36 protein-coding genes are annotated in these 24,545 nt (G+C 35.6%); 34 read left to right on the top strand and 2 right to left on the bottom strand.

From position 1 onward, the window contains the following. Positions 1-2: 2 nt before the first annotated feature. Together LY01_RS09760 and LY01_RS09755 are read right to left on the bottom strand one after the other, a co-directional pair. A complete protein-coding gene (locus LY01_RS09760) occupies positions 3-3,059 on the bottom strand; it encodes a SusC/RagA family TonB-linked outer membrane protein (protein ID WP_104515667.1) in 3,057 nt (1,018 codons plus the stop codon). A gap of 117 nt (positions 3,060-3,176) precedes the next feature. Further along, positions 3,177-4,835: a BamA/TamA family outer membrane protein gene (locus LY01_RS09755; protein WP_104515666.1), complete on the bottom strand. Its 1,659-nt coding sequence runs from the start codon at positions 4,833-4,835 to the stop codon at positions 3,177-3,179. A gap of 167 nt (positions 4,836-5,002) precedes the next feature. Here LY01_RS09755 and rpsL point away from each other — a divergent pair, with 167 nt between their 5' ends. From rpsL to eno, 34 genes are all read left to right on the top strand, one after another. Next, complete coding sequence (gene rpsL / locus LY01_RS09750) at positions 5,003-5,377, top strand: 30S ribosomal protein S12 (RefSeq protein WP_015361172.1); 375 nt, start codon at positions 5,003-5,005, stop codon at positions 5,375-5,377. A gap of 67 nt (positions 5,378-5,444) precedes the next feature. Continuing rightward, entirely contained in the window at positions 5,445-5,921 is a 477-nt protein-coding gene (gene rpsG, locus LY01_RS09745) for a 30S ribosomal protein S7 (RefSeq protein ID WP_041566866.1), read from the top strand. 3 nt (positions 5,922-5,924) lie between these two features. Further along, positions 5,925-8,063, top strand: coding sequence for an elongation factor G (fusA, locus tag LY01_RS09740; protein ID WP_104515665.1), 2,139 nt, complete (start codon positions 5,925-5,927; stop codon positions 8,061-8,063). Between the two features lie 11 nt (positions 8,064-8,074). After that, entirely contained in the window at positions 8,075-8,380 is a 306-nt protein-coding gene (gene rpsJ, locus LY01_RS09735; protein WP_008992279.1) for a 30S ribosomal protein S10, read from the top strand. 94 nt (positions 8,381-8,474) lie between these two features. Beyond that, positions 8,475-9,092, top strand: a complete 618-nt coding sequence (rplC, locus tag LY01_RS09730) for a 50S ribosomal protein L3 (RefSeq protein ID WP_104515664.1) — start codon at positions 8,475-8,477, stop codon at positions 9,090-9,092. Beyond that, a complete protein-coding gene (gene rplD, locus LY01_RS09725) occupies positions 9,092-9,721 on the top strand; it encodes a 50S ribosomal protein L4 (protein ID WP_104515663.1) in 630 nt (209 codons plus the stop codon). Before rplC ends, rplD begins: the two co-directional genes overlap by 1 nt. A 3-nt stretch (positions 9,722-9,724) precedes the next feature. Continuing rightward, on the top strand, positions 9,725-10,015 hold the full coding sequence (gene rplW, locus LY01_RS09720; protein ID WP_104515662.1) for a 50S ribosomal protein L23: 291 nt from the start codon (positions 9,725-9,727) through the stop codon (positions 10,013-10,015). A 13-nt stretch (positions 10,016-10,028) separates the two neighbouring features. Then, positions 10,029-10,853, top strand: coding sequence for a 50S ribosomal protein L2 (rplB, locus tag LY01_RS09715; RefSeq protein ID WP_104515661.1), 825 nt, complete (start codon positions 10,029-10,031; stop codon positions 10,851-10,853). A gap of 3 nt (positions 10,854-10,856) precedes the next feature. Beyond that, complete coding sequence (gene rpsS, locus LY01_RS09710) at positions 10,857-11,135, top strand: 30S ribosomal protein S19 (RefSeq protein ID WP_104515660.1); 279 nt, start codon at positions 10,857-10,859, stop codon at positions 11,133-11,135. 8 nt (positions 11,136-11,143) lie between these two features. Next, positions 11,144-11,554: a 50S ribosomal protein L22 gene (rplV, locus tag LY01_RS09705; RefSeq protein ID WP_104515659.1), complete on the top strand. Its 411-nt coding sequence runs from the start codon at positions 11,144-11,146 to the stop codon at positions 11,552-11,554. A gap of 7 nt (positions 11,555-11,561) precedes the next feature. After that, the gene (rpsC, locus tag LY01_RS09700) at positions 11,562-12,287 is read left to right on the top strand and encodes a 30S ribosomal protein S3 (protein WP_104515658.1); all 726 of its coding nucleotides are present in this window, start codon (positions 11,562-11,564) and stop codon (positions 12,285-12,287) included. Positions 12,288-12,299: 12 nt separating this feature from the next. Then, a complete protein-coding gene (gene rplP / locus LY01_RS09695) occupies positions 12,300-12,719 on the top strand; it encodes a 50S ribosomal protein L16 (RefSeq protein WP_104515657.1) in 420 nt (139 codons plus the stop codon). Positions 12,720-12,728: 9 nt separating this feature from the next. Continuing rightward, positions 12,729-12,911: a 50S ribosomal protein L29 gene (rpmC, locus tag LY01_RS09690; protein ID WP_104515656.1), complete on the top strand. Its 183-nt coding sequence runs from the start codon at positions 12,729-12,731 to the stop codon at positions 12,909-12,911. A gap of 7 nt (positions 12,912-12,918) precedes the next feature. Then, positions 12,919-13,176: a 30S ribosomal protein S17 gene (gene rpsQ, locus LY01_RS09685; RefSeq protein ID WP_104515655.1), complete on the top strand. Its 258-nt coding sequence runs from the start codon at positions 12,919-12,921 to the stop codon at positions 13,174-13,176. After that, positions 13,176-13,544, top strand: coding sequence for a 50S ribosomal protein L14 (gene rplN, locus LY01_RS09680; RefSeq protein WP_104515654.1), 369 nt, complete (start codon positions 13,176-13,178; stop codon positions 13,542-13,544). The genes rpsQ and rplN overlap by 1 nt, the downstream gene beginning before the upstream one ends. Positions 13,545-13,552: 8 nt before the next feature. Continuing rightward, positions 13,553-13,864 carry a 50S ribosomal protein L24 gene (gene rplX, locus LY01_RS09675; RefSeq protein ID WP_104515653.1) on the top strand — a complete coding sequence of 104 codons (312 nt, stop codon included), beginning with the start codon at positions 13,553-13,555 and terminating at the stop codon, positions 13,862-13,864. 2 nt (positions 13,865-13,866) lie between these two features. Then, on the top strand, positions 13,867-14,418 hold the full coding sequence (rplE, locus tag LY01_RS09670; RefSeq protein WP_104515652.1) for a 50S ribosomal protein L5: 552 nt from the start codon (positions 13,867-13,869) through the stop codon (positions 14,416-14,418). 6 nt (positions 14,419-14,424) lie between these two features. Beyond that, positions 14,425-14,694 carry a 30S ribosomal protein S14 gene (rpsN, locus tag LY01_RS09665; protein WP_104515651.1) on the top strand — a complete coding sequence of 90 codons (270 nt, stop codon included), beginning with the start codon at positions 14,425-14,427 and terminating at the stop codon, positions 14,692-14,694. Between the two features lie 18 nt (positions 14,695-14,712). Further along, a complete protein-coding gene (rpsH, locus tag LY01_RS09660) occupies positions 14,713-15,111 on the top strand; it encodes a 30S ribosomal protein S8 (RefSeq protein ID WP_104515650.1) in 399 nt (132 codons plus the stop codon). A gap of 9 nt (positions 15,112-15,120) precedes the next feature. After that, positions 15,121-15,663 (top strand): 50S ribosomal protein L6, encoded by a 543-nt coding sequence (rplF, locus tag LY01_RS09655; RefSeq protein WP_104515649.1) that lies wholly within the window; start codon positions 15,121-15,123, stop codon positions 15,661-15,663. 12 nt (positions 15,664-15,675) lie between these two features. Continuing rightward, positions 15,676-16,023 carry a 50S ribosomal protein L18 gene (gene rplR / locus LY01_RS09650; protein WP_104515648.1) on the top strand — a complete coding sequence of 116 codons (348 nt, stop codon included), beginning with the start codon at positions 15,676-15,678 and terminating at the stop codon, positions 16,021-16,023. A gap of 18 nt (positions 16,024-16,041) precedes the next feature. Next, positions 16,042-16,566: a 30S ribosomal protein S5 gene (gene rpsE / locus LY01_RS09645; protein WP_104515647.1), complete on the top strand. Its 525-nt coding sequence runs from the start codon at positions 16,042-16,044 to the stop codon at positions 16,564-16,566. Positions 16,567-16,574: 8 nt separating this feature from the next. Next, complete coding sequence (gene rpmD / locus LY01_RS09640) at positions 16,575-16,754, top strand: 50S ribosomal protein L30 (RefSeq protein WP_104515646.1); 180 nt, start codon at positions 16,575-16,577, stop codon at positions 16,752-16,754. Positions 16,755-16,765: 11 nt separating this feature from the next. Beyond that, positions 16,766-17,218, top strand: coding sequence for a 50S ribosomal protein L15 (gene rplO, locus LY01_RS09635; RefSeq protein ID WP_104515645.1), 453 nt, complete (start codon positions 16,766-16,768; stop codon positions 17,216-17,218). Positions 17,219-17,227: 9 nt separating this feature from the next. Next, complete coding sequence (gene secY / locus LY01_RS09630) at positions 17,228-18,562, top strand: preprotein translocase subunit SecY (RefSeq protein ID WP_104515644.1); 1,335 nt, start codon at positions 17,228-17,230, stop codon at positions 18,560-18,562. Further along, the gene (infA, locus tag LY01_RS09625; RefSeq protein WP_013549436.1) at positions 18,562-18,777 is read left to right on the top strand and encodes a translation initiation factor IF-1; all 216 of its coding nucleotides are present in this window, start codon (positions 18,562-18,564) and stop codon (positions 18,775-18,777) included. The genes secY and infA overlap by 1 nt, the downstream gene beginning before the upstream one ends. A gap of 1 nt (position 18,778) precedes the next feature. After that, the gene (ykgO, locus tag LY01_RS09620; RefSeq protein ID WP_015361145.1) at positions 18,779-18,895 is read left to right on the top strand and encodes a type B 50S ribosomal protein L36; all 117 of its coding nucleotides are present in this window, start codon (positions 18,779-18,781) and stop codon (positions 18,893-18,895) included. Between the two features lie 3 nt (positions 18,896-18,898). Then, the gene (rpsM, locus tag LY01_RS09615; RefSeq protein WP_104515643.1) at positions 18,899-19,273 is read left to right on the top strand and encodes a 30S ribosomal protein S13; all 375 of its coding nucleotides are present in this window, start codon (positions 18,899-18,901) and stop codon (positions 19,271-19,273) included. A 12-nt stretch (positions 19,274-19,285) separates the two neighbouring features. Then, positions 19,286-19,675 (top strand): 30S ribosomal protein S11, encoded by a 390-nt coding sequence (rpsK, locus tag LY01_RS09610; RefSeq protein WP_104515642.1) that lies wholly within the window; start codon positions 19,286-19,288, stop codon positions 19,673-19,675. Between the two features lie 84 nt (positions 19,676-19,759). Continuing rightward, complete coding sequence (gene rpsD, locus LY01_RS09605) at positions 19,760-20,365, top strand: 30S ribosomal protein S4 (RefSeq protein WP_104515641.1); 606 nt, start codon at positions 19,760-19,762, stop codon at positions 20,363-20,365. A 23-nt stretch (positions 20,366-20,388) separates the two neighbouring features. Beyond that, positions 20,389-21,381: a DNA-directed RNA polymerase subunit alpha gene (locus tag LY01_RS09600; protein ID WP_104515640.1), complete on the top strand. Its 993-nt coding sequence runs from the start codon at positions 20,389-20,391 to the stop codon at positions 21,379-21,381. 30 nt (positions 21,382-21,411) lie between these two features. Then, positions 21,412-21,882: a 50S ribosomal protein L17 gene (rplQ, locus tag LY01_RS09595; RefSeq protein WP_104515639.1), complete on the top strand. Its 471-nt coding sequence runs from the start codon at positions 21,412-21,414 to the stop codon at positions 21,880-21,882. Positions 21,883-21,977: 95 nt separating this feature from the next. Next, a complete protein-coding gene (carA, locus tag LY01_RS09590; RefSeq protein WP_104515638.1) occupies positions 21,978-23,096 on the top strand; it encodes a glutamine-hydrolyzing carbamoyl-phosphate synthase small subunit in 1,119 nt (372 codons plus the stop codon). Beyond that, entirely contained in the window at positions 23,093-24,379 is a 1,287-nt protein-coding gene (eno, locus tag LY01_RS09585; protein WP_104515637.1) for a phosphopyruvate hydratase, read from the top strand. Before carA ends, eno begins: the two co-directional genes overlap by 4 nt. Positions 24,380-24,545 lie beyond the last annotated feature (166 nt).

Raw genomic sequence — 24,545 nt, 5'->3', positions numbered from 1 at the left:
TTTTAAAATTTTAAATCAAGTCCAACTGAAATAATTCTTGGTGTTGGGAATCTGTTCTCCTCAACTGTTCTTTGACTTTCTGGGTCACTACCTAACCATCCAGTCCACGTTGCAAGATTCTCTCCACTAGCATAAATTCTAGCTGATTTTAAGAACGTTCTGTCTAAAATTTCTTGGTCAAAGTTGTAACCTACTTGTAAGAAACGTAATCTTAAGAAGTCAGAATCTATTAAGAATCTATCTGTTGCAACACCAGGACTTATATTATCTGCGTCTAGTGATGGTATATCAGTTACACGATTATCAGGAGTCCATGCTCTGTCTAAATCACTTGATAATTGTAATTGACCTATTTCTGCTGGATTTAGATAGTTGAATAAGTTATTATCAAATCTTTGTAAGCCTGTCATATAACTAAATTGTGTCTCAATGAAGAAGTTTTTGTAAGATGCATTGAAACCAAAACCTCCGAAAAAGTCAGGGACTGAACTAGTACCAGTAAGTCTTCTATCATCAAGAGTAGGAGATTCAGTTAAGTTACCATTAATATCTTCGTACAAAAGATTACCGTTAGCTGGGTTTACACCTACGTAAGGAACAACGAAATATTCATTAAGTCTTTGCCCTTCTTGGATAACTGTTCCAGACGCACTGTTATCTTGTAAGCCATCAGGTAAGTCTATAAAATCAGCTTCATTTCGGTTGTATGCAATGTTTCCATATACTCTTAGATTTACTTCATCCTTATTGTTTGCTCTTAATAAATCATAAGAAGCAGTAAGTTCAATACCTGTGTTAGAAATATCTCCAAGGTTTGCATCTAGTTGTGATATTCCGCTTATTAGAGAAGTAGATCTAGCAAAGAATAAATCTTCTGTTTTTCTTTGGTATGCATCGATTGCTCCACGTAATCTGTTGTCAAACATTTCGAAATCGATACCGATGTTAACTGTCTTAATAGTTTCCCATCTTAAATCCTCATTTCCTATTTGATTTCTTACGAAGGTTTGTTGGTCATTGTAGCTTTGACCTGTAGCAAATAAAGTACGAGTACTGTTTAATGCTCCATAGTAACCACCCAATCCATCTGCTTCATTGATACGGTCATTACCAGTTGTACCATAAGATGCTCTAAGTTTTAAAGTATTTAACCAGTCTACTTCAGCTAAGAAATCTTCTTTGTGTAAGTTCCATCTACCAGCAACAGAGTAGAAAGTACCCCAAGCATTATCAGCTGTAAATCTTGAAGAAGCATCTCTTCTTATTGTAGCTTGGAAACCATACTTGTCATCATAATCATAATCAAATTCCCCAAAGTAAGAGAATAATCCAGTACTTGCTTTATTTGAAGTTACAAATGGTACATTGTTATCATCGGCTGCAGTATCGCCTATAAAAGCTCCACCATTGTTACCTGGGCTAAATGTTCTTGGGTTAAGACCAGTTTGTTGATACAAGAAATCTTTGTAATGTCCTTTTACATATTCTACATAACCATTTGCTATAACTGTATGTTGGTCCTTGTCACCATAAGATCTTTTGAATCTTAAGCTTAAGTTAGAGTTGAATCTAAAATCACGTAAAAAACTTTCTGTTTGTGCACCTTCCACAGCAGTTGGGCTAATGAAAGAAGCTCTAACTCTTGCTAAAGCAGAATTTGGATCAATCACTCTTAACCCTGTAGTTTGACCGTAATCAGCACCAATATTATATGCGAGTGTGAAATCATCGTTTAACTTATAAGCGAAATCTCCACCTACAATTAGCTTTAACTCATCATCTCTGTTACTATTGAATTGTATATTGTCAAATGTAACAAAAGGAGCGTTTCTTGCGGTAAATGCATTAATTCCAGTTAAGAAATCAGGAGTATACTCGTTGATATCTACATATGGCAGTCCTCTGTTAGCACCTAGAATAGAGCTGAAGAAAAATAATGTATTTCTGTTGTTTCCAGTTTCAGTTTGAGAATTACTTTGAGAATATCCTAAAGAGGCAGTAGTATTATAAGTAAATCTCTCATTGTCAGATTTACCTGAAACATTAGTCCTTACATTAAATCTTTGTAAGTCAGTTGCTAAAAGAGTTCCTTCTTGCTTCGTATAGTTTATAGATGTAAACTGTCTAGAGTTTTTACCTCCTGAAGATAATGATAGGTTATGTGATTGGTTAACACCTGTTCTGAAAAACACATCGTTCCAATCCGTTTGAATGTCATAAGCTGCAATTTCAGCTTCAGTTAACGTGTTACCAAATCCAGCTCCTCTTCTATTTTCAAGTGCTAATAAACCTCTAGAGCTATATAAATTATAGTCCGTGTCAATGAATTCTGTAAATGATGTTGTTCCAGAATAACTTATTGAAAGTGGGCTGTCATATTCACCTCTTTTAGTAGTTATTAGAATAACTCCATTTGCTCCTCTGTTACCATATATAGCAGTTGCTGCTGCATCTTTTAATATAGTCATGTTTTCAACGTCATTGGGGTTAAAAGTAGCAAAAGCATCTTCATCTACTGGTACTCCATCTACTAGAATTAGAGGTTCTGTGTTACCATTAATAGAACTAATACCTCTTAATTGAATAAGAGAATTTGCTCCTGGTTGACCAGAGTTAGTTTGCACTGTTAATCCTGCAACCTGACCTTGTAGTCTCTGTATTACAGATGCATTTGGTCTATCTACGATATCCTTGCTATCTACGGTTGTTGATGCAATGTTACTTCTTGGTTTCGTTGAATTACGATAACCAATTAATACTACAGTGTCAAGACTTGCTTGCAATGTTGTATTAATAACTGTTTGATTACCGACAAGGATAGATACGGTTTCATAACCTGAGTAGGTAAAAACTAATGTATCTTCTGGTCCAGCTAGGATCGTGTAGTTTCCATCAAAGTCGGTAGTTGCGTTAGCGCTACCTCCTTTTACTGATACAACTGCTCCTAATAGACCGCCATCGGCATCAGTTACCTTACCGGTAACAGTTTGCTGTGCAAACGCTACTTGCACAACTAACGCTAGTAAAAGCGTCAAAATTCCATTTAATTTTGTTTTCATGTTTAGATTTATTTGAATTAGCCAGCTCCAAAAATCAAAAAAAGAAGTTAATAAAACAACTTTTCTGTGTTCTATTTATACTATTTCTTAAGATCTCATTAACATTAAGCTAACATATCAGAAGTTTATTTTTAAGCTTATATGAGCTATTGTGCTGGATAAGTCCACTTTAGCATCTTCAAATCGGCCGTTTGCGATACTTAAATTTAATATTCCAGCTTGTGTTAAAATTGCAATTCCGCCTCCAAAACCGTAAAGCTTATCAAGGTTTTTACTGTTAAAATTCTCAAATACACCTATATCTAGAATGGTGTGAAGGTAAATTTGATCGTTTAAACGGTATCTATACTCTGTAGCGAGCGTCGTATAGAAAGAGCTGTCAATGCTATTTTGGTTAAAACCTCTAATGCTTCCCAATCCTCCGAACTGATAAAGCTCATTAAATTGTATGTTTTTCGATTTCAAATAATAGCTAGTGATATTGCTTAAAAATACACTTCTATGAGATAGATGCCATAACTTTAAAAAGGTTGCGTTAAAACTTAATTGTTTTTCATTTATTTCTATTCCAGTCCTTTTTATTAATCCGAAATTCGCTTTTAAATAGAGGTTTTCTGGCATTAAAGGATCAGTCGTGTTTTTTTGATAGTTAGATGTTAGTTCAATTCCGTTTTTGGTGTAGTTTTCTAGATTTGTATCGGTTGCTGTAGCATTGGATGTTTTTGATTTGTAGTTGATTCCTAAGCTAGTTTTCCAATTTGGTTTATAAAATAACCCAGTGCTGAATGATGTGCTTTGGTATGTGCTGTCTCTACGCTGAATATTTAATTCTGTACCTATGCCTATTGGAGTCTTCCATACATACGGTAGATTTATACTAGTTTGTAAATTGGTTTGATCTCCATTATCATTTCGATATTGTAAAATGAAAGTTTCAGCTCTATTTAAATTATTCTGTAATTTTAAATCTATATATCCATTCAGTTCTAGTTTTCCATCTGTGGTGTTGTTAAAGCCTAATAAGCCTTCTGCAGTATTGGTGTTGATTTTTTCTAAATAAACATAAATATTAGTGGAGTCTTTTTTAAATAGGACTTCGGTTTTTTTAGTTTGTTTTGCAAAAGGTATGTTTTTTATAATTTCATCTATTTCTTTAATTGTTTTTTCATTATAGTTTCTTGTTTTGTTGTTAAATGAAGATATAGTTGTTTTTGGAAAGTTAGTGTAGCCTTTCAAAATGATGTTGTCGATATAACGTTTTTCAATTATCTTGAAATTTAAATTTGCTGTTATAGTATCGCTATCTTTTAGTTTTATATTGGATAATTTTATTTCGTTAAAGGGGTATCCCATTTCTTTTAATTGCTCATTGTAATCATCAATGATTTTTTTTTGATCTTTAATTGTTATTATGTTTTCTTGCTTTCGCGAAAGCGAATGCATAATCAAACTATCTTGTTTATTTTTAATATTGAAAAAGTATTTAATGTGGGTGTATTTTCGGTTTAAGTTAATAGTTAACTTGGTAATATTATTTGTGATTCTTTTAGGTTCAGAAATTAATAGATTTAAATATCCTTGATTTTTTAATTGTGATTTTAAACTGTCGGTTATTTTATGAGGAGTGGTTGAATGGTTTAATTGTATAATTCTTGTAGAGTCTGCTTTTTTTGCAGTGTTGCTTTTGTACTGCAGTAAGACTTCTTTATTCTGTGATAATAAAGAATGGGTAGTTAGTATATATATAATAAGGACTATGCAGGATCTGATTTTCATTAATATCTATTGTTTTTCATTATTTTGTAAACGGTAATTTTTTCTTGTTTCTTGTGTATTTTGAAAAGATATTCTAAATATTTGAAACTGAGGTTTGAATAACTCTTTTTTATTCATACCTTTGCCGACTCTTAAAAAAGGGAATTAATTTATTAGCGTAAAACAATATGCCAACGATTTCACAATTAGTACGTAAAGGAAGAGCCAAAATAACCAAGAAGAGTAAATCGGCTGCTTTAGATTCTTGTCCTCAACGTCGTGGAGTATGTACACGTGTTTACACAACTACACCTAAGAAGCCTAACTCAGCAATGAGAAAGGTTGCAAGGGTTAGACTTACTAACGGTAAGGAAGTAAATGCTTACATCCCAGGAGAAGGACACAATCTACAAGAGCACTCGATAGTATTGGTTAGAGGTGGAAGGGTAAAAGATTTGCCAGGAGTTAGATATCATATCGTGCGTGGGGCACTGGACACCGCTGGTGTTGCAGACCGCACACAACGTAGGTCTAAGTATGGAGCAAAACGCCCAAAGAAGTAAACCAATTTTTAAAGATTCTAACAATACTCTGTTAGGGTTTTTTAATTAACAATTTCAACAAGAAGAAATGAGAAAAAGACAGGCCAAGAAACGTCCTATCCTTCCGGATCCACGTTTTAACGACCAGCTAGTGACACGTTTCGTTAACATGATGATGTTACACGGAAAAAAGTCTACAGCTTTCAAACTTTTCTATGATGCAATGGATATTGTAGAAGAAAAAAATCAAGATGAAGAGAAAACTTCTTTGGAAGTGTGGAAAGATGCGTTATCTAACGTTATGCCGCACGTTGAAGTGCGTTCACGCCGTGTAGGTGGTGCTACGTTTCAAATTCCAATGCAAATCAGACCAGATAGAAAGATATCTACAGCAATGAAGTGGTTGATTAGTTACTCTCGTAAGCGTAACGAAAAATCTTTTTCTGTAAGATTAGCTTCTGAAATCCTTGCTGCGGCTAAGGAAGAAGGTGCTGCTGTTAAGAAAAAGGTAGACACTCATAAGATGGCTGAAGCAAATAAAGCATTCTCACACTTTAGATTCTAAGAAATGTCAAGAGATTTAAAATTTACTAGAAACATAGGTATTGCTGCTCATATTGATGCAGGTAAAACAACTACTACTGAGCGTATCCTTTATTATACAGGAGTTTCTCATAAGATAGGTGAGGTTCATGATGGTGCTGCTACTATGGACTGGATGGAGCAAGAGCAAGAGCGTGGTATTACTATTACGTCTGCTGCTACTACTTGTACATGGAAGTTTCCATTAGAAAATGCTCAAACTACTCCTGATACGAAGGATTATCACTTTAATATTATTGACACACCTGGTCACGTTGATTTTACTGTAGAGGTAAATAGATCGTTACGTGTATTAGATGGTTTGGTTTTCTTGTTTAGTGCTGTAGATGGTGTTGAGCCACAATCAGAAACTAACTGGAGATTAGCAGATAATTACAAAGTGCCACGTATTGGTTTTGTAAATAAAATGGATCGTCAGGGATCTAATTTCTTAGCTGTTTGTCAGCAAGTTAAAGATATGTTGAAGTCTAATGCGGTGCCAATTGTATTGAACATTGGTGACGAAGATGAGTTCAAAGGTGTTGTTGATCTTGTAAAGAATCGTGCTATCGTATGGCATGATGCTACACAGGGTTCTACTTTTGATGTAGTTGACATTCCTGAGGACATGAAAGAGGAGGCGAGAAAATATCGTGGGTTGCTAATTGAAGAGGTTGCTGCTTATGATGAGAACCTTCTTGAGAAATTTATGGAAGATGAGGATTCTATTTCAGAGGATGAAGTGCATGCTGCTCTTCGTGCTGCTGTTATGGATATGTCTATCATTCCTATGATTTGTGGTTCTGCGTTTAAAAATAAAGGTGTTCAATTTTTATTAGATGCAGTTTGTCGTTACTTGCCTTCTCCTACGGATAAGGAAGGTATTGTTGGTACAAATCCGGATACAGAAGAACAAGAATTACGTAAGCCAAGTGTTAAGGAGCCTTTTGCTGCTCTTGCATTTAAAATTGCAACGGATCCTTTTGTAGGTCGTCTTGCATTTTTCCGTGCTTATTCAGGTCGTTTGGATGCTGGTTCTTATATATTAAATAATCGTTCAGGTAAAAAAGAACGTATTTCACGTATTTATCAAATGCATTCTAATAAACAGAATGCTATTGAATACATAGAAGCTGGTGATATTGGTGCAGCAGTAGGGTTTAAAGATATCAAGACTGGTGATACTATGTCTGATGAAAAGCATCCTATTGTTCTTGAGTCTATGGACTTCCCAGATCCAGTAATCGGTATTGCTGTAGAGCCTAAAACTAAGGCTGATGTGGATAAAATGGGTATGGCTTTGGCAAAATTAGCTGAAGAAGATCCTACTTTCCAGGTAAGAACTGATGAGGCTTCTGGTCAAACTATTATATCTGGTATGGGTGAGCTTCACCTTGATATTATCGTTGACCGTATGCGTCGTGAATTTAAAGTAGAGCTTAATCAAGGTGCTCCTCAAGTGGAGTATAAAGAAGCTATTACAAGATCTGCTGATCACAGAGAAACTTATAAGAAGCAATCTGGTGGTCGTGGTAAATTTGGAGATATTGTCTTTACTATTGAACCTGCTGAAGAAAATGAAGAAGGTAAGGTAGAAGAAGGTCTTCAGTTTGTTAATAAAATTAAAGGTGGTAATGTTCCTAAGGAATTTATTCCTGCAATTGAAAAAGGTTTCCGTGAAGCTATGAAGGCTGGTCCTCTTGCCGGATTCGAAATGGATAGTATGAAAGTTACTCTTACAGATGGTTCTTTTCACCCTGTAGATTCTGATGCTCTTTCTTTTGAATTAGCAGCTAGAATGGGTTATAAGGCTTCTGCAAAGTCTGCAGGTGCTGTTATATTAGAACCTATGATGAAACTTGAAGTTATTACTCCTGAAGAAAATATGGGTGATATAGTCGGTGACCTTAACCGTCGTCGTGGTCAAGTAAATGACATGGGTGACCGTAATGGTGCAAAGGTTGTAAAAGCTGATGTTCCTCTTTCTGAAATGTTTGGTTATGTAACAACGTTACGTACTCTTTCTTCAGGTCGTGCAACGTCTACAATGGAATTCTCTCATTATGCTGAGACACCTTCTAATATTAGTGAAGAGGTAATAGCAGCAACAAAAGGTAACAATTAATATTTCAAACGATGAGTCAAAAAATCAGAATTAAACTCAAATCATACGATTATAATCTGGTAGATAAATCTGCTGAAAAAATCGTTAAAACTGTAAAAAGTACTGGTGCTGTTGTAACTGGACCTATTCCACTTCCTACACACAAGAAGATTTTTACTGTATTAAGATCTCCTCACGTAAATAAAAAGTCACGTGAGCAATTTCAACTTAGTTCATATAAGAGACTATTAGATATATATAGTTCTTCTTCTAAGACCATTGATGCTCTTATGAAGCTTGAACTTCCTAGTGGTGTTGAAGTTGAAATTAAAGTGTAATTACTTTAATTTATTAAATCAAAATTTGGTTCCGTCTATTATTAGGCGGAACTGTTTTTAAAATTATATATAACAATTATTAATTAATATAAATATGTCTGGGTTAATAGGAAAAAAAGTCGGAATGACTAGTATTTATGATGAGAACGGCAAAAACATGCCTTGTACTGTTATAGAATTAGGTCCTTGCGTGGTTACCCAAGTCAGAACTGAGGAGGTAGATGGATATGCTGCTTTGCAATTAGGTTTCGATGACAAATCAGACAAGAATGCTTCTAAGGCTGCTCAAGGGCACTTTAAGAAAGCAGGAACTGCTGTCAAAAGAAAAGTTGCCGAATTCAAAAGTTTTGATGAGGAATACAAATTAGGAGATTCAATTACTGTTGATATGTTCACTGAAGGTGAATTTGTAGATGTTTCAGGAACCTCTAAAGGTAAAGGTTTTCAAGGTGTTGTTAAACGTCACGGTTTTGGTGGTGTTGGTCAAGCTACACATGGTCAACATAACCGTTTGAGAGCTCCAGGATCTATTGGAGCTGCATCTTATCCTGCACGTGTATTCAAAGGAATGCGCATGGCTGGACAGATGGGGAATGAAAAAGTAAAAGTTCAAAATTTAAGAGTTTTAAAGGTTGTTGCTGACAAGAACCTACTTGTGGTTAAAGGTTGTGTACCTGGTCATAAAAATTCTTATGTAATCGTACAGAAATAATGAAGGTAGCAGTATTAGATATAAAAGGAAAAGAAACTGGACGTCAGGTAGAATTATCTGAAGAGATATTCGGTATTGAGCCTAGTGAACACGCTATTTATCTTGATGTAAAGCAATATCTTGCTAATCAACGTCAAGGGACACACAAAGCTAAGCAACGTGCAGAGATTGCAGGTAGTACTCGTAAGATCAAAAAGCAAAAAGGAACAGGTACAGCTCGTGCTGGTTCTATCAAGTCTCCTGTATTTAGAGGTGGTGGTCGTATTTTTGGTCCTGTACCTCGTAGTTATTCATTCAAATTGAATAAAGGTCAGAAGAGATTAGCTCGTAAAAGTGCACTAAGTCAAAAGATGTCTGAAGGTACACTTTCAATTGTTGAGAATTTCAATTTAGATGCTCCAAGTACTAAGGATTTTGTTAAGGTTTTAGAAGGTCTAGGTCTTGAAAATAAAAAATCTCTAATTGTCTTGGGGGAATCAAATAATAATGTATATTTGTCTTCGCGAAATTTGAAGGGTTCTGATGTTGTACTTAACTCAGAATTAAGTACTTACAAAATTTTGAACGCAACTAATGTTGTTCTTTTGGAAGGTTCGTTAGAAGGAATTGAAGAAAATTTAAGTAAATAAGCTATGAGCATTTTAATTAAACCGATTATTACTGAGAAGGCAACTAGAGATAGTGAGCTTCTAAATCGTTATGGTTTTGAGGTGTCTTCAAAAGCTAATAAAGTACAGATAAAGAAAGAAGTTGAAGCGACGTATGGTGTTACTGTTCTTAAGGTTAGAACAATGAATACACGTATTGATCGTAATACTAAATATACTAAATCAGGGATTCAAGTTGGTAAAACAAGTGCGCGTAAGAAGGCATTTGTACAGCTTAAAGATGGTGAAACCATTGATCTTTATAGTAATCTATAATTAAAAGACAATAATGTCAGTAAGAAAATTAAAACCTGTAACTCCTGGACAGCGATTTAGAGTTGTGAATGGCTACGACGCTATTACAACTGATAAGCCGGAGAAGAGTTTACTCGCTCCGAAAAAACGTTCAGGTGGTCGTAATGCTAGTGGTCGTATGACTATGCGTTACATTGGTGGTGGTCATAAGAGGCGCTACCGTATCATTGATTTCAAAAGAGATCGTCATGGTGTTCCTGCAACTGTTGCGTCGATAGAGTATGATCCTAATCGTACTGCCTTCATAGCTTTAGTTAATTATCAAGATGGAGAGAAGCGTTATGTAATTGCTCAGAATGGTATGAAGGTTGGTCAGAATATTGTTTCTGGTGAATCTGCAACTCCAGATGTTGGTAATGCAATGAAGTTATCACAAATGCCTTTGGGTTCAATTATTAGTTGTATTGAGTTACGTCCTGGACAAGGGGCTGTGATCGCTCGTAGTGCTGGTTCTTTTGCTCAGTTAATGGCTAGAGATGGTAAGTATGCTACTGTTAAGATGCCTTCTGGTGAAACTAGATTGATTTTACAAGAATGTTTAGCTACTATTGGTGCTGTTTCTAACAGTGATCATCAACTTGTTGTTGGTGGTAAAGCTGGTAGATCTAGATGGTTAGGTAGAAGGCCTAGAACTAGACCGGTTGTGATGAATCCAGTGGATCACCCAATGGGTGGTGGTGAAGGTAAGTCTTCAGGTGGTCATCCAAGATCTCGTAATGGTATACCTGCTAAAGGTTATCGTACACGTGATAAGAATAAAGCTAGTACTCAATATATAATAGAACGTAGAAAGAAATAAATTATGGCTCGTTCACTTAAAAAAGGACCTTACGTATTTCATAAACTTGAATCTAAGGTGGCTCAAAATGTTGAGTCTGGTAAAAAAACTGTAATAAAAACTTGGTCTCGTGCGTCTATGATTACGCCGGACTTCGTTGGTCAGACAATTGCTGTTCATAACGGACGTCAGTTCATACCTGTGTATGTTACTGAGAACATGGTTGGACATAAACTTGGTGAATTTTCACCTACTAGATCTTATAGAGGTCATGGTGGTGCTAAGAACAAGGGTAAAAAATAATCTAAGCTATGGGAGTTCGTAAAAGACAAATGGCTGAAAGGCTAAAGGAAGAGAGAAGTAAGATAGCGTTTGCAAAATTAAACAACTGTCCTACATCTCCAAGAAAGATGAGATTGGTTGCTGATATAATTAGAGGTAAAAAGGTTGAGGATGCGTTAAATATCCTTAAGTTTTCTTCTAAAGAAGCGGCAAGAAGATTAGATAAGTTAGTTCTTAGTGCTGTTGCAAATTGGCAAGCTAAGAACGAGGATGCTGATGTGGCTGAGGCTGGACTCTTTATTAAAGAGATTCGAGTTGATGGTGGTGCTATGTTAAAAAGATTGCGTCCAGCACCGCAGGGTAGAGCGCATAGAATAAGAAAAAGATCAAACCACGTTACTCTTGTGTTAGGTCAGACTAATAATTTAGAGGTTAACTAATAAAGGTATGGGACAGAAAACAAATCCAATAGGAAATCGTTTAGGTATCATCAGAGGATGGGAATCTAATTGGTACGGTGGAAATGATTATGGTGATAAACTTGCTGAAGATGATAAAATACGCAAGTATATTCATGCTCGTTTGTCTAAAGCTAGTGTTTCACGTATCATTATTGAACGTACTTTAAAGTTAGTTACAGTTACTATTACTACTGCTAGACCTGGTATTATTATCGGTAAAGGTGGTACGGAAGTTGACCGTTTAAAGGAAGAGTTGAAAAAGATATCTGGTAAGGATGTGCAGATCAATATTCATGAAATTAAAAGACCTGAGCTAGATGCGCATTTAGTCGGTTCTAGTATTGCTAGACAAATAGAGAATAGGATTTCTTATAGACGTGCTATTAAGATGGCTATTGCCGCTGCGATGAGAATGAATTCTGAAGGTATTAAAGTTCAGATTTCTGGGAGATTGAATGGGGCTGAAATGGCTCGTTCTGAATCTTATAAAGATGGTCGTATTCCTCTTTCTACTTTTCGTGCTGATATAGATTATGCTTTAGTAGAATCTCATACTACGTATGGAAGGATTGGAGTTAAAGTATGGATTATGAAGGGCGAGGTTTATGGTAAAAGAGATTTATCTCCTTTGGCTGGCTTAGCAAAGAAACAACAAGGTAATAAAGGTGGTGGTGCAAACAATCGTGGAGGCAACCGTCGTCGTAGAAAATAATAATAGCTAGAAATGTTACAACCTAGAAAAACAAAGTTTAGAAAACAGCAGAAGGGTCGCATGAAAGGTGATTCAGGACGCGGTAACCAACTAGCCTATGGGACTTTTGGAATTAAATCTTTAGATGCAAATTTCATTAATTCTCGACAAATCGAAGCGGCGCGTATTGCAGCGACTAGATTTATGAAAAGAGAAGGTTCTTTATGGATAAAAATATTTCCGGATAAACCTATTACGAAAAAGCCTTTAGAGGTACGTATGGGTAAAGGTAAGGGTAATGTTGAGTATTGGGCTGCAGTGGTTAAACCAGGTAGAATTCTTTTTGAAATCTCAGGTGTACCGCAAGCAGTTGCACAAGAAGCTTTAAGGCTTGCTGCTCAGAAATTACCAGTTAAAACTAAATTCATAGTCGCTCGCGATTATCAAGAATAGATTTGAGTTATGAAACAATCAGAAGTTAAAGGATACTCTCTTGAAGAGTTAAAAGATAAGCTTGTAGAATCACAAGTTGCTTACGGAGATTTGAAAAGGACTCATAGTATGTCACCGCTGGATAATCCTTCACAGATTACCAAGTTACGTAAGACTATCGCGAGAATCAAGACTGCTATCAACAATAAATAGTACGACAATGGAGACTAGAAATTTAAGAAAAGAACGTGTAGGTGTTGTTAAAAGCAACAAGATGGACAAGAGTATTGTCGTAGCTGAAGTTAAAAGACAGAAGCATCCTATGTATGGTAAATTCGTTTTGAAAACTAAGAAATATGTTGCTCACGACGAAAATAATGACTGCAACGAAGGAGATACAGTTCGTATTATGGAAACTCGTCCTTTGAGTAAGTCTAAGAATTGGAGATTAGTAGAAATAATAGAAAGAGCTAAGTAATGGTACAACAAGAATCGAGATTAAGAGTCGCTGATAATACTGGTGCAAAGGAAGTTCTTTGTATACGTGTTCTTGGTGGTACTAAAAGAAGATATGCTTCGGTTGGTGATAAGATTGTTGTTTCTGTAAAGGAATCAACTCCTAATGGTAATATAAAAAAAGGTGCTGTTTCTACAGCGGTTGTAGTGCGTACTAAAAAAGAGGTGAGAAGACCTGATGGTTCTTATATCCGTTTTGATGATAACGCCTGCGTTTTGTTAAATCCTACATCTGACATGAGAGGTACTCGTGTTTTTGGACCTGTAGCACGTGAATTACGTGATAGACAGTTCATGAAAATTGTATCACTTGCTCCAGAAGTACTATAATAATTATTATGGCAAAGTTAAAAATTAAAACCGGAGATACAGTTAGAGTAACTGCTGGTGAGCATAAAGGTGCTGAAGGGAAAGTAACAAAAGTTTTTATCGAAAAGAATAGAGCTATTGTAGAAGGTGTTAATATGGTTTCTAAACATGAGAAACCTAGCGCTACTAATCCACAAGGTGGTATAAAAGAAAAAGAGGCTGCATTACACGTTTCTAACCTTTCTTTAATAGATAAGAATGGTAAGAATACTAGAGTTGGATATGAATCTAAGGATGGTAAAAACGTTCGTTTTGCTAAAACAACTAAAGAAGTAATATAATCATGTCATATTTACCAAGATTAAAAGGAGAATATAAAGAGCGTATTGCTGATGTTTTACAGAAGGAGTTTGCTTACAAGAATGTAATGGAGATTCCAAAGCTTCAGAAGATTGTACTAAGCCGTGGGGTTGGTGCTGCTGTAGCAGATAAGAAACTTATCGATTATGCATTGGAAGAACTAACAACTATAACTGGACAAAAAGCAGTTGCTACTTTATCTAAGAAAGATGTTGCGGCATTTAAGTTGCGTAAGGGAATGCCTATCGGTGTTAAGGTAACATTACGTGGAGAACGTATGTATGAATTTTTGGACCGTTTCGTAACCGTTGCTTTACCAAGGGTTAGAGATTTTCAAGGAATCAAAGCAGACGGTTTTGATGGAAGAGGAAATTATAATTTAGGTATTACTGAGCAAATTATATTTCCAGAGATAAACATAGATAAGGTTAACAAAATTTCAGGTATGGATATTGCTTTCGTTACCAGTGCTAATACTGATAAAGAAGCAAAGTCATTACTTACGGAACTAGGTTTACCATTTAAAAAGAACTAAGTAGAGATGGCAAAAGAATCAATGAAAGCGCGTGAGCGCAAGCGTCAGGCATTAGTGGATAAATATTCTGCTAAAAGAAAGGCACTTAAGGAAGCTGGCGACTACGAGGAGCTACAAAAGTTACCTAAGAATGCGTCTCCTGTTAGATTACATAATCGTTGTAAATTAACTGGAAGACCTAAGGGTTACATGAGACAATTTGGTATTTCTCGTGTAATGTTCAGACAAATGGCAAATCAAGGTTTAATCCCAGGCGTTAAAAAAGCTAGTTGGTAATCGCTTAAAGATATATTTATGAATACAGATCCAATCGCAGATTATCTAACGAGAATTAGAAATGCTGTAAGAGCAAATCACAGAGTAGTTGACGTTCCTGCTTCAAAATTAAAAAAAGAGATTACTAAAATCTTATTTGATCAGGGATATATCTTAAGCTATAAGTTTGAAGATAACACAACTCAACAAAATATCAAAATCGCTTTAAAATACGATAGAGATACAAAGGAATCAGTAATAAAAGATTTACAACGCTTATCAAAGCCAGGTTTACGTAAGTATTCAGGAGCTAATGATTTACCACGTGTTCTTAATGGTCTTGGTATTGCAATCATATCTACTTCTAGAGGTGTTATGACTGACAAGCAGGCTCGTTCTGAGAACGTAGGAGGTGAAGTTCTTTGTTACGTTTATTAATATACAGCTATGTCTAGAATAGGAAAAAATCCAGTAACTATACCTGCTGGTGTTACAGTAAAAGTTGAAAACAACGAGATTGTTGTAGAAGGAAAATTAGGAAAGTTGGTTCAGCCTTTTTCTGATGTATCAATTGAGGTTGATGCGGAAGAAGTAGTAGTTAGTAGACCTTCTGATGCTAAGGATCATAGAGCTAAACATGGCTTGTACAGATCTTTAATTAGCAATATGGTTGAAGGTGTTTCAACAGGTTGGACTAAGGAGTTAGAACTAGTTGGTGTTGGATATAGAGCATCAAATCAAGGGCAAAAACTAGACTTATCTTTAGGTTTTTCTCACAATATCGTTTTGAATATAGCTTCTGAAGTTAAGGTTGAAACGATCTCAGAGAAGGGTAAAAATCCTCGTGTAAAGCTTACATCATTTGACAAGCAGTTAGTTGGTCAGGTTGCTGCTAAAATTCGTGGTTTCCGTCCGCCAGAGCCTTATAAAGGAAAAGGTGTTAAGTTTGTTGGAGAAATTATTAGAAGAAAAGCTGGTAAATCAGCATAATTTATAGATATTATGGCATTTTCAAAGTCAGCAAGAAGAATAAAAATTCGTAGACGCATTCGTAAAACAGTTAATGGAACGGCTTTACGTCCTAGGTTATCTGTTTTTAGAAGTAATAAGGAGATTTATGCTCAAGTAATTAATGATGTAGATGGAGTGACCATTGCATCGGCTTCATCACGTGAATTAAAATCTACTGCTGGAAAGGTGGAGGTTGCTAAGGAAGTAGGTATTGCAGTTGCCGCTAAGGCTAAAGCTGCTGGTATTGAATCTGTTTCTTTTGATCGTGGTGGATATTTGTACCATGGTCGTGTGCTATCTCTTGCAGAGGGAGCTCGTGAAGGTGGTCTTAAATTTTAATTTGAAACATTTAATATAATGTACCAAAAATATAAAAACGTAGAAACGGTTAAGCCAGGAGGACTTGAGCTTAAGGATCGTTTAGTAGGTGTTCAACGTGTTACTAAGGTGACAAAAGGTGGTCGTGCATTTGGATTTTCTGCAATAGTTGTTGTAGGTGATGAAAATGGAGTTGTAGGTCATGGTTTAGGTAAATCTAAAGAGGTTTCTGAAGCTATTTCTAAATCTGTTGAAGATGCAAAAAAGAATTTAGTACGCATACCATTGCTAAAGGGAACTATTCCTCATGAGCAAAAAGGTAAGTTTGGTGGTGCTAGGGTGTTATTGATGCCTGCATCAACTGGTACCGGAGTTATTGCTGGTGGAGCAATTAGAGCTGTACTTGAGGCTGTAGGTGTTCATGATGTACTTAGTAAAAACCAGGGTTCTTCTAATCCTCATAATGTAGTTAAAGCAACTTTTGATGCTTTATTACAATTGAGAAGTGCAGAAACAGTAGCGAAGCAAAGAGGGATTTCAATGAATAAAGTATTTAACGGATAATTTCTATTATGGCTAAGTTAAAAGTAAAAAAAGTACGTAGTGCTATTAATAGGACTGCAAGACAAAAGAGGACTCTTGAGTCTCTTGGTCTAAGAAAAATGAATCAGGTTGTAGAGCATGAAGATAATTCTGTGATACAAGGAATGATCGCAAAAGTTCAACATTTGGTTTCTGTAGAGAAGGCTTAAAAATATTTATAATGGGTTTACATAATTTAAAACCGGCTGAAGGTTCTGTAAAGAGATCTGCAAAGATTATTGGTCGTGGTCAAGGATCTGGTAAAGGTGGTACTGCAACTCGTGGTCATAAGGGAGCTAAATCTCGTTCTGGTTACTCTAAGAAAGTAGGTTTCGAAGGTGGTCAAATGCCTCTTCAGCGTCGTGTTCCTAAATTTGGTTTCACGAATATTAATCGCAAGGAATATGCGGGAGTTAATTTAGACGTTATTCAGGCTTATCATGAAGCTGGTAGGTTTTCGGATACAATCACTATAGGTGATTTAGTAGCTGAAAGATTGGTTTCAAAAAATGACTTGGTAAAGATTCTTGGTCGTGGTGAGTTGAAGGCTAAAGTTAATATAACTGCACATAAATTTACTTCTACTGCAAAAGCTGCTATAGAAGGAGTAGGTGGACAAGCACAAACAATTTAATTTTACTCGATGAAGTTAATTGAAAATTTAAAGAATGTTTGGCAAATAGAAGAGCTAAGAGATCGTATTTTAATGACCTTTAGTTTGCTTCTTGTTTATAGGTTTGGTGCTCAAATTACCTTACCAGGTATAGATTCGACTCAATTAGTTGGTTTAGCTTCTAATTTTAAGGACGGAATTGGTGGTATACTTAATGCTTTTACAGGTGGTGCTTTTGCTAAAGCCTCTGTTTTTGCCTTAGGTATTATGCCGTATATATCTGCTAGTATTGTTGTTCAGTTAATGGGTATAGCTATACCTTATTTACAAAAACTTCAAAAAGAAGGTGAGTCTGGTAGAAGAAAGATTAATCAAATAACTAGATGGTTAACGATTGGTATTTGTTTAATACAAGCACCTAGCTATATGCTGTCTTTAGGTTCTTTAGGTGTTCCTGAGTCTGCATTTATGATGCAGGATCAACAAACTTTGTTTTTAGTAATTAGTACAATAATTTTAGTTACTGGCTGTGTTTTTGCAATGTGGCTTGGTGAAAAAATTACGGATAAAGGTATTGGTAATGGTATTTCATTATTAATTATGGTCGGTATTATTGCTACTTTGCCTCAAGCGTTTATTCAAGAAATAGGCTCTAGAGTAGATGGAGTAGGTGGATGGTTTCTCATTATTGTAGAAGTAGTGATTTGGCTTCTTGTTATAGCGGCTTGTATTATGCTTGTTATGGGTGTTAGAAAGATACCTGTTCAGTATGCTAGAAGGTCTGCAACTGGCGGTTATGAGAAGAATGTTTTCGGTTCTCGTCAGTACATTCCTCTTAAACTTAATGCTTCTGGCGTTATGCCAATAATTTTCGCTCAGGCTATTATGTTCGTACCGTCGGCTATTGGGCAGATGGATGCATCTTGGGCTAAGTCTATTGGTACTGCTTATGGCGATATTTTTGGTTTCTGGTATAATTTAACTTTTGCACTATTAATCATAGTTTTTACTTATTTTTACACCGCGATAACAGTTCCAACTAATAAGATGGCTGATGATCTTAAAAGAAATGGTGGTTTTATACCTGGAATTAGACCAGGGACTGAAACTTCTGAGTACTTAGATCGTATCATGTCACAGATTACATTACCTGGTTCTTTGTTTTTAGCAGCAGTGGCTATTTTTCCTGCAATTATTTCATTAATGGGTGTTACTCAATCATGGGCTTTGTTTTATGGTGGTACGTCATTATTAATTATGGTTGGAGTAGCAATAGATACAATGCAACAAATTAACTCTTATCTTCTTAATCGTCATTATGATGGTTTGATCAAAACTGGTAAGAATAGAAAAGCAGTAGCATAATGGCAAAACAATCAGCGATAGAGCAAGATGGTTCTATCATAGAAGCACTTTCTAATGCAATGTTTAGAGTTGAGTTAGAAAATGGTCACGTCGTGACTGCGCATATTTCAGGTAAAATGCGTATGCACTATATTAAATTATTACCTGGTGATAAAGTGAAATTAGAAATGAGTCCTTACGATCTTTCGAAAGCAAGGATAACTTATAGATACTAAAATGAAAGTAAGAGCGTCAATTAAAAAAAGAAGTGCTGACTGTAAGATAGTTCGTCGTAAGGGCAGACTATACGTCATTAACAAAAAGAATCCTAAATTTAAACAAAGACAAGGGTAAGCTATGGCTAGAATTGCAGGGGTAGATGTACCTAAAAATAAACGTGGAGAGATTGCATTAACTTACATTTACGGTGTAGGTAGGAATCGAGCTAAAGAAGTTCTTATGGCTACAGGAGTTGGTGTAGATAAGAAAGTTAGTGATTGGAATGACGATGAGATCAGTAAGATTCGTGCTGCTATTGGTGAATATACTATTGAAGGTGAATTAAGATCTGAGACGCAGTTGAATATTAAACGTCTTATGGATATAGGATGTTATAGAGGTATTCGTCATAGATCTGGGCTTCCATTAAGAGGTCAGCGTACAAAGAATAATTCTCGTACACGTAAAGGAAAACGTAAGACTGTTGCTAATAAAAAGAAAGCAACTAAATAATAAGTAACTGATATGGCAAAGTCTAAAGCGGTAGCTAAAAAACGTAAAGTTATAGTAGATAGTGTTGGTGAGGTTCACATTTCATCATCTTTCAATAATATTTTGATATCTCTAACAAATAAAAAAGGTGAAGTGATCTCTTGGTCATCAGCTGGTAAAATGGGTTTTCGTGGTTCAAAAAAGAATACACCTTATGCAGCGCAATTAGCAGCTGAGGATTGTTCTAAGGTGGCTCACGAGGCGGGATTACGTAAAGTGAAAGCATACGTAAAGGGACCTGGTAATGGTCGTGAAAGCGCTGTTCGTTCAATTCATAATGCAGGAATCGAAGTAACTGAAATCATTGATGTTACTCCTTTACCACATAATGGTTGTCGTCCTCCGAAAAGAAGAAGAGTTTAATTTAATTTTAATATCGAGTGATTATTAGATCATTGAAGGATATAGACCTGAATTCATGATACATCACTCACAAAATTTATAGAAATGGCAAGATATAGAGGTCCTAAGGCAAAAATTGCTCGTAGATTCAGAGAACCAATTTTTGGCCCTAGTAAAGCATTGGAGAAGAAAAACTATCCTCCAGGTATGCACGGTAACGCAAGACGCCGTGGTAAAGAGTCTGAATATGCTGTTCAGCTCAAAGAGAAGCAAAAAGCTAAGTATACTTATGGTATTTTAGAAAAGCAATTCAGACTTATGTTTGACAAAGCTGTTCGTAGTACAGGTATTACAGGTGAGGTGTTACTTCAACTTTGTGAGTCAAGACTAGATAACGTGGTTTATCGTATGGGTCTTGCTAGAACAAGAAGAGGAGCTAGACAACTTGTTTCTCACAGACACATGACGGTTAACGGTCAGTTGGTGAATATTCCTTCTTACCAATTAAAACCAGGTGATGTTGTTGCAGTTCGTGAAAAGTCAAAATCTTTAGCTACTATCGATGATTCTTTATCAAGTAATGATCGTGTTTACGATTTTATAACTTTCAATAAAGCTTCTTTATCAGGTACTTTCGTTAGCGTTCCAGAACGTCTACAAATACCTGAAAATGTTAAGGAACAACTGATAGTAGAATTGTACTCTAAATAATAACCAATTCATTAAGTAATCTTATGGCAATATTAAATTTCCAAAAGCCGGATAAAGTAATCATGATTGATTCGACTGATTTTGAAGGAAAATTCGAATTCAGACCGTTAGAACCAGGTTATGGACTTACCGTTGGTAATGCACTTAGAAGAGTACTTTTATCTTCTTTAGAAGGGTTCGCTATAACTTCAATTCGTATTGAGGGTGTGGATCATGAATTTTCTACAATCGAAGGTGTTGTTGAAGACGTTACTGAAATTATTCTTAATTTTAAACAAGTACGTTTTAGAAGACAAATTGACGAGGTAGATAGCGAAGTTGTTAATGTATCTTTTTCAGGTAAGAATCAATTTACTGCCGGAGATTTGCAAAAACATATTTCAGGTTTTCAAGTTTTGAACCCTGATATGGTTATTTGTAATACTGAAAGTAGTGTTAGTCTTAATTTAGAACTGACTATTGAAAAAGGTCGTGGTTATGTTCCTGCAGAGGAAAATAAAAACGTAAGTGCTGCGATTGGTACTATAGCAATAGATTCTATTTTTACACCTATTAAGAATGTTAAATATAGCATTGAAAACTATCGTGTAGAACAAAAGACAGATTTTGAAAAATTAGTTTTTGAAATTGTAACGGATGGTAGTATTCATCCAAAGCATGCATTAACTGAGGCTGCTAAAACTTTAATTCATCACTTTATGTTATTTTCTGATGAGAGAATAACTCTAGAGGCAGATGAGATAGCTCAGACTGAAACTTATGATGAAGAAAGTCTTCATATGCGTCAGTTGCTTAAGACTAAGTTGGTAGATATGGAGCTTTCTGTAAGAGCTTTAAACTGCTTGAAAGCTGCTGAAGTTGAAACATTGGGTGATCTTGTTTCATATAACAAGAATGATTTGATGAAGTTCAGAAACTTCGGTAAGAAGTCTTTAACTGAGTTAGAAGAATTAGTAAATGTCAAAGGCTTGAACTTTGGTATGGATCTAGCAAAATATAAATTAGACCGTGACTAGGTTCTTCCTAGTTCAAGAATATAATACAAAATGAGACACGGAAAAAAAGTAAACCATTTAAGTAGAAAGACTGCACACCGTAAGGCTATGCTTTCAAATATGAGTTGTTCTCTTATTGAGCACAAACGTATAAATACTACTGTGGCTAAGGCTAAAGCGCTTAAGCAATTTGTTGAGCCATTGATTACAAAGTCTAAAGAGGATACAACTCACAATAGAAGATTGGTTTTTGCTAAACTTAGAAGTAAGGAAGCAGTAACAGAGCTTTTTAGAGATGTAGCTGCAAAAGTAGGTGACCGTCCAGGTGGTTACACTAGAATTATCAAATTAGGTAATAGACTTGGTGATAATGCAGATATGGCTATGATAGAGCTTGTTGACTATAATGAAATTTATAAGTTAGAAGCTGGTGCTAAAAAAGCAACTACTAGACGTAGTAGAAGAAGTAAGTCATCTTCTGCCGCTGCTGTAGCTGATACAAAGTCAAATGAAGAAGAGTAAATTTCTTTATAATATGTAGAAAAAGGATCAATGATTATTTCATTGATCCTTTTTTTTTGCATTTTTTTTAGATTATTTTTGAATACAAACTGATTATGGGATATTTAGAGAAAAAAGACGCCATTATTTTGTTGGAAGATGGAACCATTTTTCACGGTAAGGCGGTAGGTAAGGGTGGTACTTCCACAGGCGAAATTTGTTTTAATACCGGAACTACGGGATATCAAGAGATCTTTACAGATCCTTCTTATTTCGGTCAGATTATGGTTACTACAAATGCGCATATTGGTAATTATGGTGTAACTAGTGTCGATGAAGAGTCAGACTCTGTGAAAATAGCAGGATTAATTTGTAAGAATTTTTCTGAAGTATTTTCAAGAGAAGCTGCACAAGGTGATTTGTTATCTTATTTAGAGAAAAAGGACCTAGTAATTCTATCAGACGTAGACACTCGTGCACTAGTTTCATATATTAGAGATAATGGTGCTCAAAATGCTATTATTTCTACTGAAATTGATGATTTAGATGGTCTTAAAAGACAACTAGCTACCGTTCCTTCTATGAAGGGCTTAGAGTTATCTTCTCAGGTTTCTTGCAAGGAGCCTTATTTTTATGGAGATGAAAATTCTAACATTAGAATTTCAGCCCTTGATTTAGGTATTAAAAAGAATATTCTTCGCAATCTAGCGAGTCGTGGTGCTTACATAAAGGTATTTCCATTTGATTCTACTTATGAACAAATGAAATCTTTTAATCCAGATGGTTATTTCCTATCAAATGGTCCTGGTGATCCAGAACCTTTAACGCAAGCAGTTCTTACTGCTAAGGATATTTTAAATGCTGAGGATCCATTATTCGGTATTTGCCTAGGACATCAAGTAATAGCTTTAGCAAACGGAATATCTACTTTTAAAATGCATAATGGTCATCGCGGTATTAATCATCCCGTTATGAATGTAGAAACTGGCAAAGGTGAGATAACTAGCCAAAATCATGGTTTTGCAATAAGTAGAGAAGATACTGAGAATAATTCAGATATCTCCATCACACATTATCATCTTAATGATAACACAGTTGCAGGTATAAAGCATAATAGTAAGCCATGTTTTTCAGTACAATATCATCCAGAAGCTGGCCCTGGTCCAAATGACGCTACTTATTTATTTGACCAATTTATCAATCTTATTAATTCAACAAAAGAAGTAACAATATGAGTACAATTATAGAAGTTCACGCAAGACAAATCTTTGATTCAAGAGGTAATCCTACTGTAGAGGTGGATGTCGTTACATCAAACGGAATTATGGGTAGAGCAGCAGTTCCATCTGGAGCTTCTACTGGTGAGCATGAAGCGGTAGAATTGCGCGATGGCGGTAAAGCTTTTATGGGTAAAGGTGTAAGTAAAGCTGTTAATAATGTGAATACCATTATTGCTGAAGAGCTTTTAGGAACTTCGGTTTTTGAACAAGCCTATATTGATCAATTAATGATACAATTAGATGGTACGCCTAACAAAGCTAGTTTAGGTGCAAATGCTATTTTAGGTGTTTCATTAGCTTGTGCAAAAGCTGCAGCTAGTGAGCTTAACCAGCCTTTATATAAATATATAGGAGGTATGAGTGCGAGTACTCTTCCAGTTCCTATGATGAATATCATTAATGGTGGATCGCATAGTGATGCGCCTATTGCTTTTCAAGAATTTATGGTTATGCCGGTAGAGGCAGAAAGTTTTTCTCATGCTCTTCAAATGGGTACTGAAATCTTTCACCATTTAAAGAAAGTTCTTCATGATAGAGGATTAAGTACTGCAGTAGGGGATGAAGGTGGTTTTGCACCTACATTAGATGGAACAGAAGATGCTTTAGATACTATATTATTAGCTATCAAAAATGCAGGCTATGAACCAGGAACACAAGTGATGATCGCTCTTGACTGTGCTGCTGCTGAATTTTTTGTAGATGGAAAATATGACTATACTAAGTTTGAAGGTGAAACTGGGGTTATTAGAACTTCAGAAGAACAAGCAACTTACCTTTCTGATCTGGCAGATAAATATCCTATTATCTCTATCGAAGATGGAATGGATGAAAACGATTGGGATGGTTGGAAATTTTTAACAGAAAAAGCTGGTCATAAAGTACAACTCGTAGGTGATGATTTGTTTGTTACTAACGTAGAAAGACTTTCTAGAGGTATTGAAAATGATATTGCAAATTCTATTTTAATTAAGGTTAATCAAATCGGTACTCTAACAGAGACTATCGCAGCTGTAACTATGGCACACAAAGCAGGATATACATCTGTGATGTCCCACCGTAGTGGAGAGACTGAAGATAATACTATTGCAGACCTTGCTGTGGCGTTATCTACAGGACAGATAAAAACAGGTTCTGCATCACGTTCAGACCGTATGGCAAAGTATAACCAACTTATCCGTATAGAAGAAGAGTTAGGTGATGCTGCTTATTACCCAGGTAGAAAAGCATTTCAGTTTTAATATAATTGATATTATTCCGCTTTCGCGAAAGCGGTAAAACACAAGCCACCTAGAACATAGGTGGCTTTTTTTATTGATATATGTTCATATCATTGGTTTTGAAAATCGATTAAATGCATTAAAAACCAATTAAAAGCGCTTTTTATAGATGAAGTAACCTAAAGTC

The sequence above is a fragment of the Nonlabens xylanidelens genome (genome assembly GCF_002934445.1).
Classification (GTDB): domain Bacteria; phylum Bacteroidota; class Bacteroidia; order Flavobacteriales; family Flavobacteriaceae; genus Nonlabens; species Nonlabens xylanidelens.
This window is presented reverse-complemented; position numbering and strand designations above follow the sequence as displayed.

Bases quoted from the DNA above. Each gene is read 5' to 3' on its own strand.
- secY (WP_104515644.1), top strand. From the start codon at position 17,228: ATGAAGTTAATTGAAAATTTAAAGAATGTTTGGCAAATAGAAGAGCTA.
- LY01_RS09755 (WP_104515666.1), bottom strand. From the start codon at position 4,835: ATGAAAATCAGATCCTGCATAGTCCTTATTATATATATACTAACTACC.
- rpsD (WP_104515641.1), top strand. From the start codon at position 19,760: ATGGCAAGATATAGAGGTCCTAAGGCAAAAATTGCTCGTAGATTCAGA.
- rplF (WP_104515649.1), top strand. From the start codon at position 15,121: ATGTCTAGAATAGGAAAAAATCCAGTAACTATACCTGCTGGTGTTACA.
- rpsC (WP_104515658.1), top strand. From the start codon at position 11,562: ATGGGACAGAAAACAAATCCAATAGGAAATCGTTTAGGTATCATCAGA.
- eno (WP_104515637.1), top strand. From the start codon at position 23,093: ATGAGTACAATTATAGAAGTTCACGCAAGACAAATCTTTGATTCAAGA.
- rpsS (WP_104515660.1), top strand. From the start codon at position 10,857: ATGGCTCGTTCACTTAAAAAAGGACCTTACGTATTTCATAAACTTGAA.
- LY01_RS09600 (WP_104515640.1), top strand. From the start codon at position 20,389: ATGGCAATATTAAATTTCCAAAAGCCGGATAAAGTAATCATGATTGAT.
- ykgO (WP_015361145.1), top strand. From the start codon at position 18,779: ATGAAAGTAAGAGCGTCAATTAAAAAAAGAAGTGCTGACTGTAAGATA.
- rpsG (WP_041566866.1), top strand. From the start codon at position 5,445: ATGAGAAAAAGACAGGCCAAGAAACGTCCTATCCTTCCGGATCCACGT.
- fusA (WP_104515665.1), top strand. From the start codon at position 5,925: ATGTCAAGAGATTTAAAATTTACTAGAAACATAGGTATTGCTGCTCAT.
- infA (WP_013549436.1), top strand. From the start codon at position 18,562: ATGGCAAAACAATCAGCGATAGAGCAAGATGGTTCTATCATAGAAGCA.
- rpsH (WP_104515650.1), top strand. From the start codon at position 14,713: ATGAATACAGATCCAATCGCAGATTATCTAACGAGAATTAGAAATGCT.
- rplR (WP_104515648.1), top strand. From the start codon at position 15,676: ATGGCATTTTCAAAGTCAGCAAGAAGAATAAAAATTCGTAGACGCATT.
- carA (WP_104515638.1), top strand. From the start codon at position 21,978: ATGGGATATTTAGAGAAAAAAGACGCCATTATTTTGTTGGAAGATGGA.
- rplE (WP_104515652.1), top strand. From the start codon at position 13,867: ATGTCATATTTACCAAGATTAAAAGGAGAATATAAAGAGCGTATTGCT.
- rpmD (WP_104515646.1), top strand. From the start codon at position 16,575: ATGGCTAAGTTAAAAGTAAAAAAAGTACGTAGTGCTATTAATAGGACT.
- rpsJ (WP_008992279.1), top strand. From the start codon at position 8,075: ATGAGTCAAAAAATCAGAATTAAACTCAAATCATACGATTATAATCTG.
- rpsE (WP_104515647.1), top strand. From the start codon at position 16,042: ATGTACCAAAAATATAAAAACGTAGAAACGGTTAAGCCAGGAGGACTT.
- rpsQ (WP_104515655.1), top strand. From the start codon at position 12,919: ATGGAGACTAGAAATTTAAGAAAAGAACGTGTAGGTGTTGTTAAAAGC.
- rplD (WP_104515663.1), top strand. From the start codon at position 9,092: ATGAAGGTAGCAGTATTAGATATAAAAGGAAAAGAAACTGGACGTCAG.
- rpsM (WP_104515643.1), top strand. From the start codon at position 18,899: ATGGCTAGAATTGCAGGGGTAGATGTACCTAAAAATAAACGTGGAGAG.
- rpsL (WP_015361172.1), top strand. From the start codon at position 5,003: ATGCCAACGATTTCACAATTAGTACGTAAAGGAAGAGCCAAAATAACC.
- rplQ (WP_104515639.1), top strand. From the start codon at position 21,412: ATGAGACACGGAAAAAAAGTAAACCATTTAAGTAGAAAGACTGCACAC.
- rplC (WP_104515664.1), top strand. From the start codon at position 8,475: ATGTCTGGGTTAATAGGAAAAAAAGTCGGAATGACTAGTATTTATGAT.
- rplV (WP_104515659.1), top strand. From the start codon at position 11,144: ATGGGAGTTCGTAAAAGACAAATGGCTGAAAGGCTAAAGGAAGAGAGA.
- rpmC (WP_104515656.1), top strand. From the start codon at position 12,729: ATGAAACAATCAGAAGTTAAAGGATACTCTCTTGAAGAGTTAAAAGAT.
- rpsK (WP_104515642.1), top strand. From the start codon at position 19,286: ATGGCAAAGTCTAAAGCGGTAGCTAAAAAACGTAAAGTTATAGTAGAT.
- rplB (WP_104515661.1), top strand. From the start codon at position 10,029: ATGTCAGTAAGAAAATTAAAACCTGTAACTCCTGGACAGCGATTTAGA.
- rplW (WP_104515662.1), top strand. From the start codon at position 9,725: ATGAGCATTTTAATTAAACCGATTATTACTGAGAAGGCAACTAGAGAT.
- rplP (WP_104515657.1), top strand. From the start codon at position 12,300: ATGTTACAACCTAGAAAAACAAAGTTTAGAAAACAGCAGAAGGGTCGC.
- rpsN (WP_104515651.1), top strand. From the start codon at position 14,425: ATGGCAAAAGAATCAATGAAAGCGCGTGAGCGCAAGCGTCAGGCATTA.
- rplO (WP_104515645.1), top strand. From the start codon at position 16,766: ATGGGTTTACATAATTTAAAACCGGCTGAAGGTTCTGTAAAGAGATCT.
- rplN (WP_104515654.1), top strand. From the start codon at position 13,176: ATGGTACAACAAGAATCGAGATTAAGAGTCGCTGATAATACTGGTGCA.
- rplX (WP_104515653.1), top strand. From the start codon at position 13,553: ATGGCAAAGTTAAAAATTAAAACCGGAGATACAGTTAGAGTAACTGCT.
- LY01_RS09760 (WP_104515667.1), bottom strand. From the start codon at position 3,059: ATGAAAACAAAATTAAATGGAATTTTGACGCTTTTACTAGCGTTAGTT.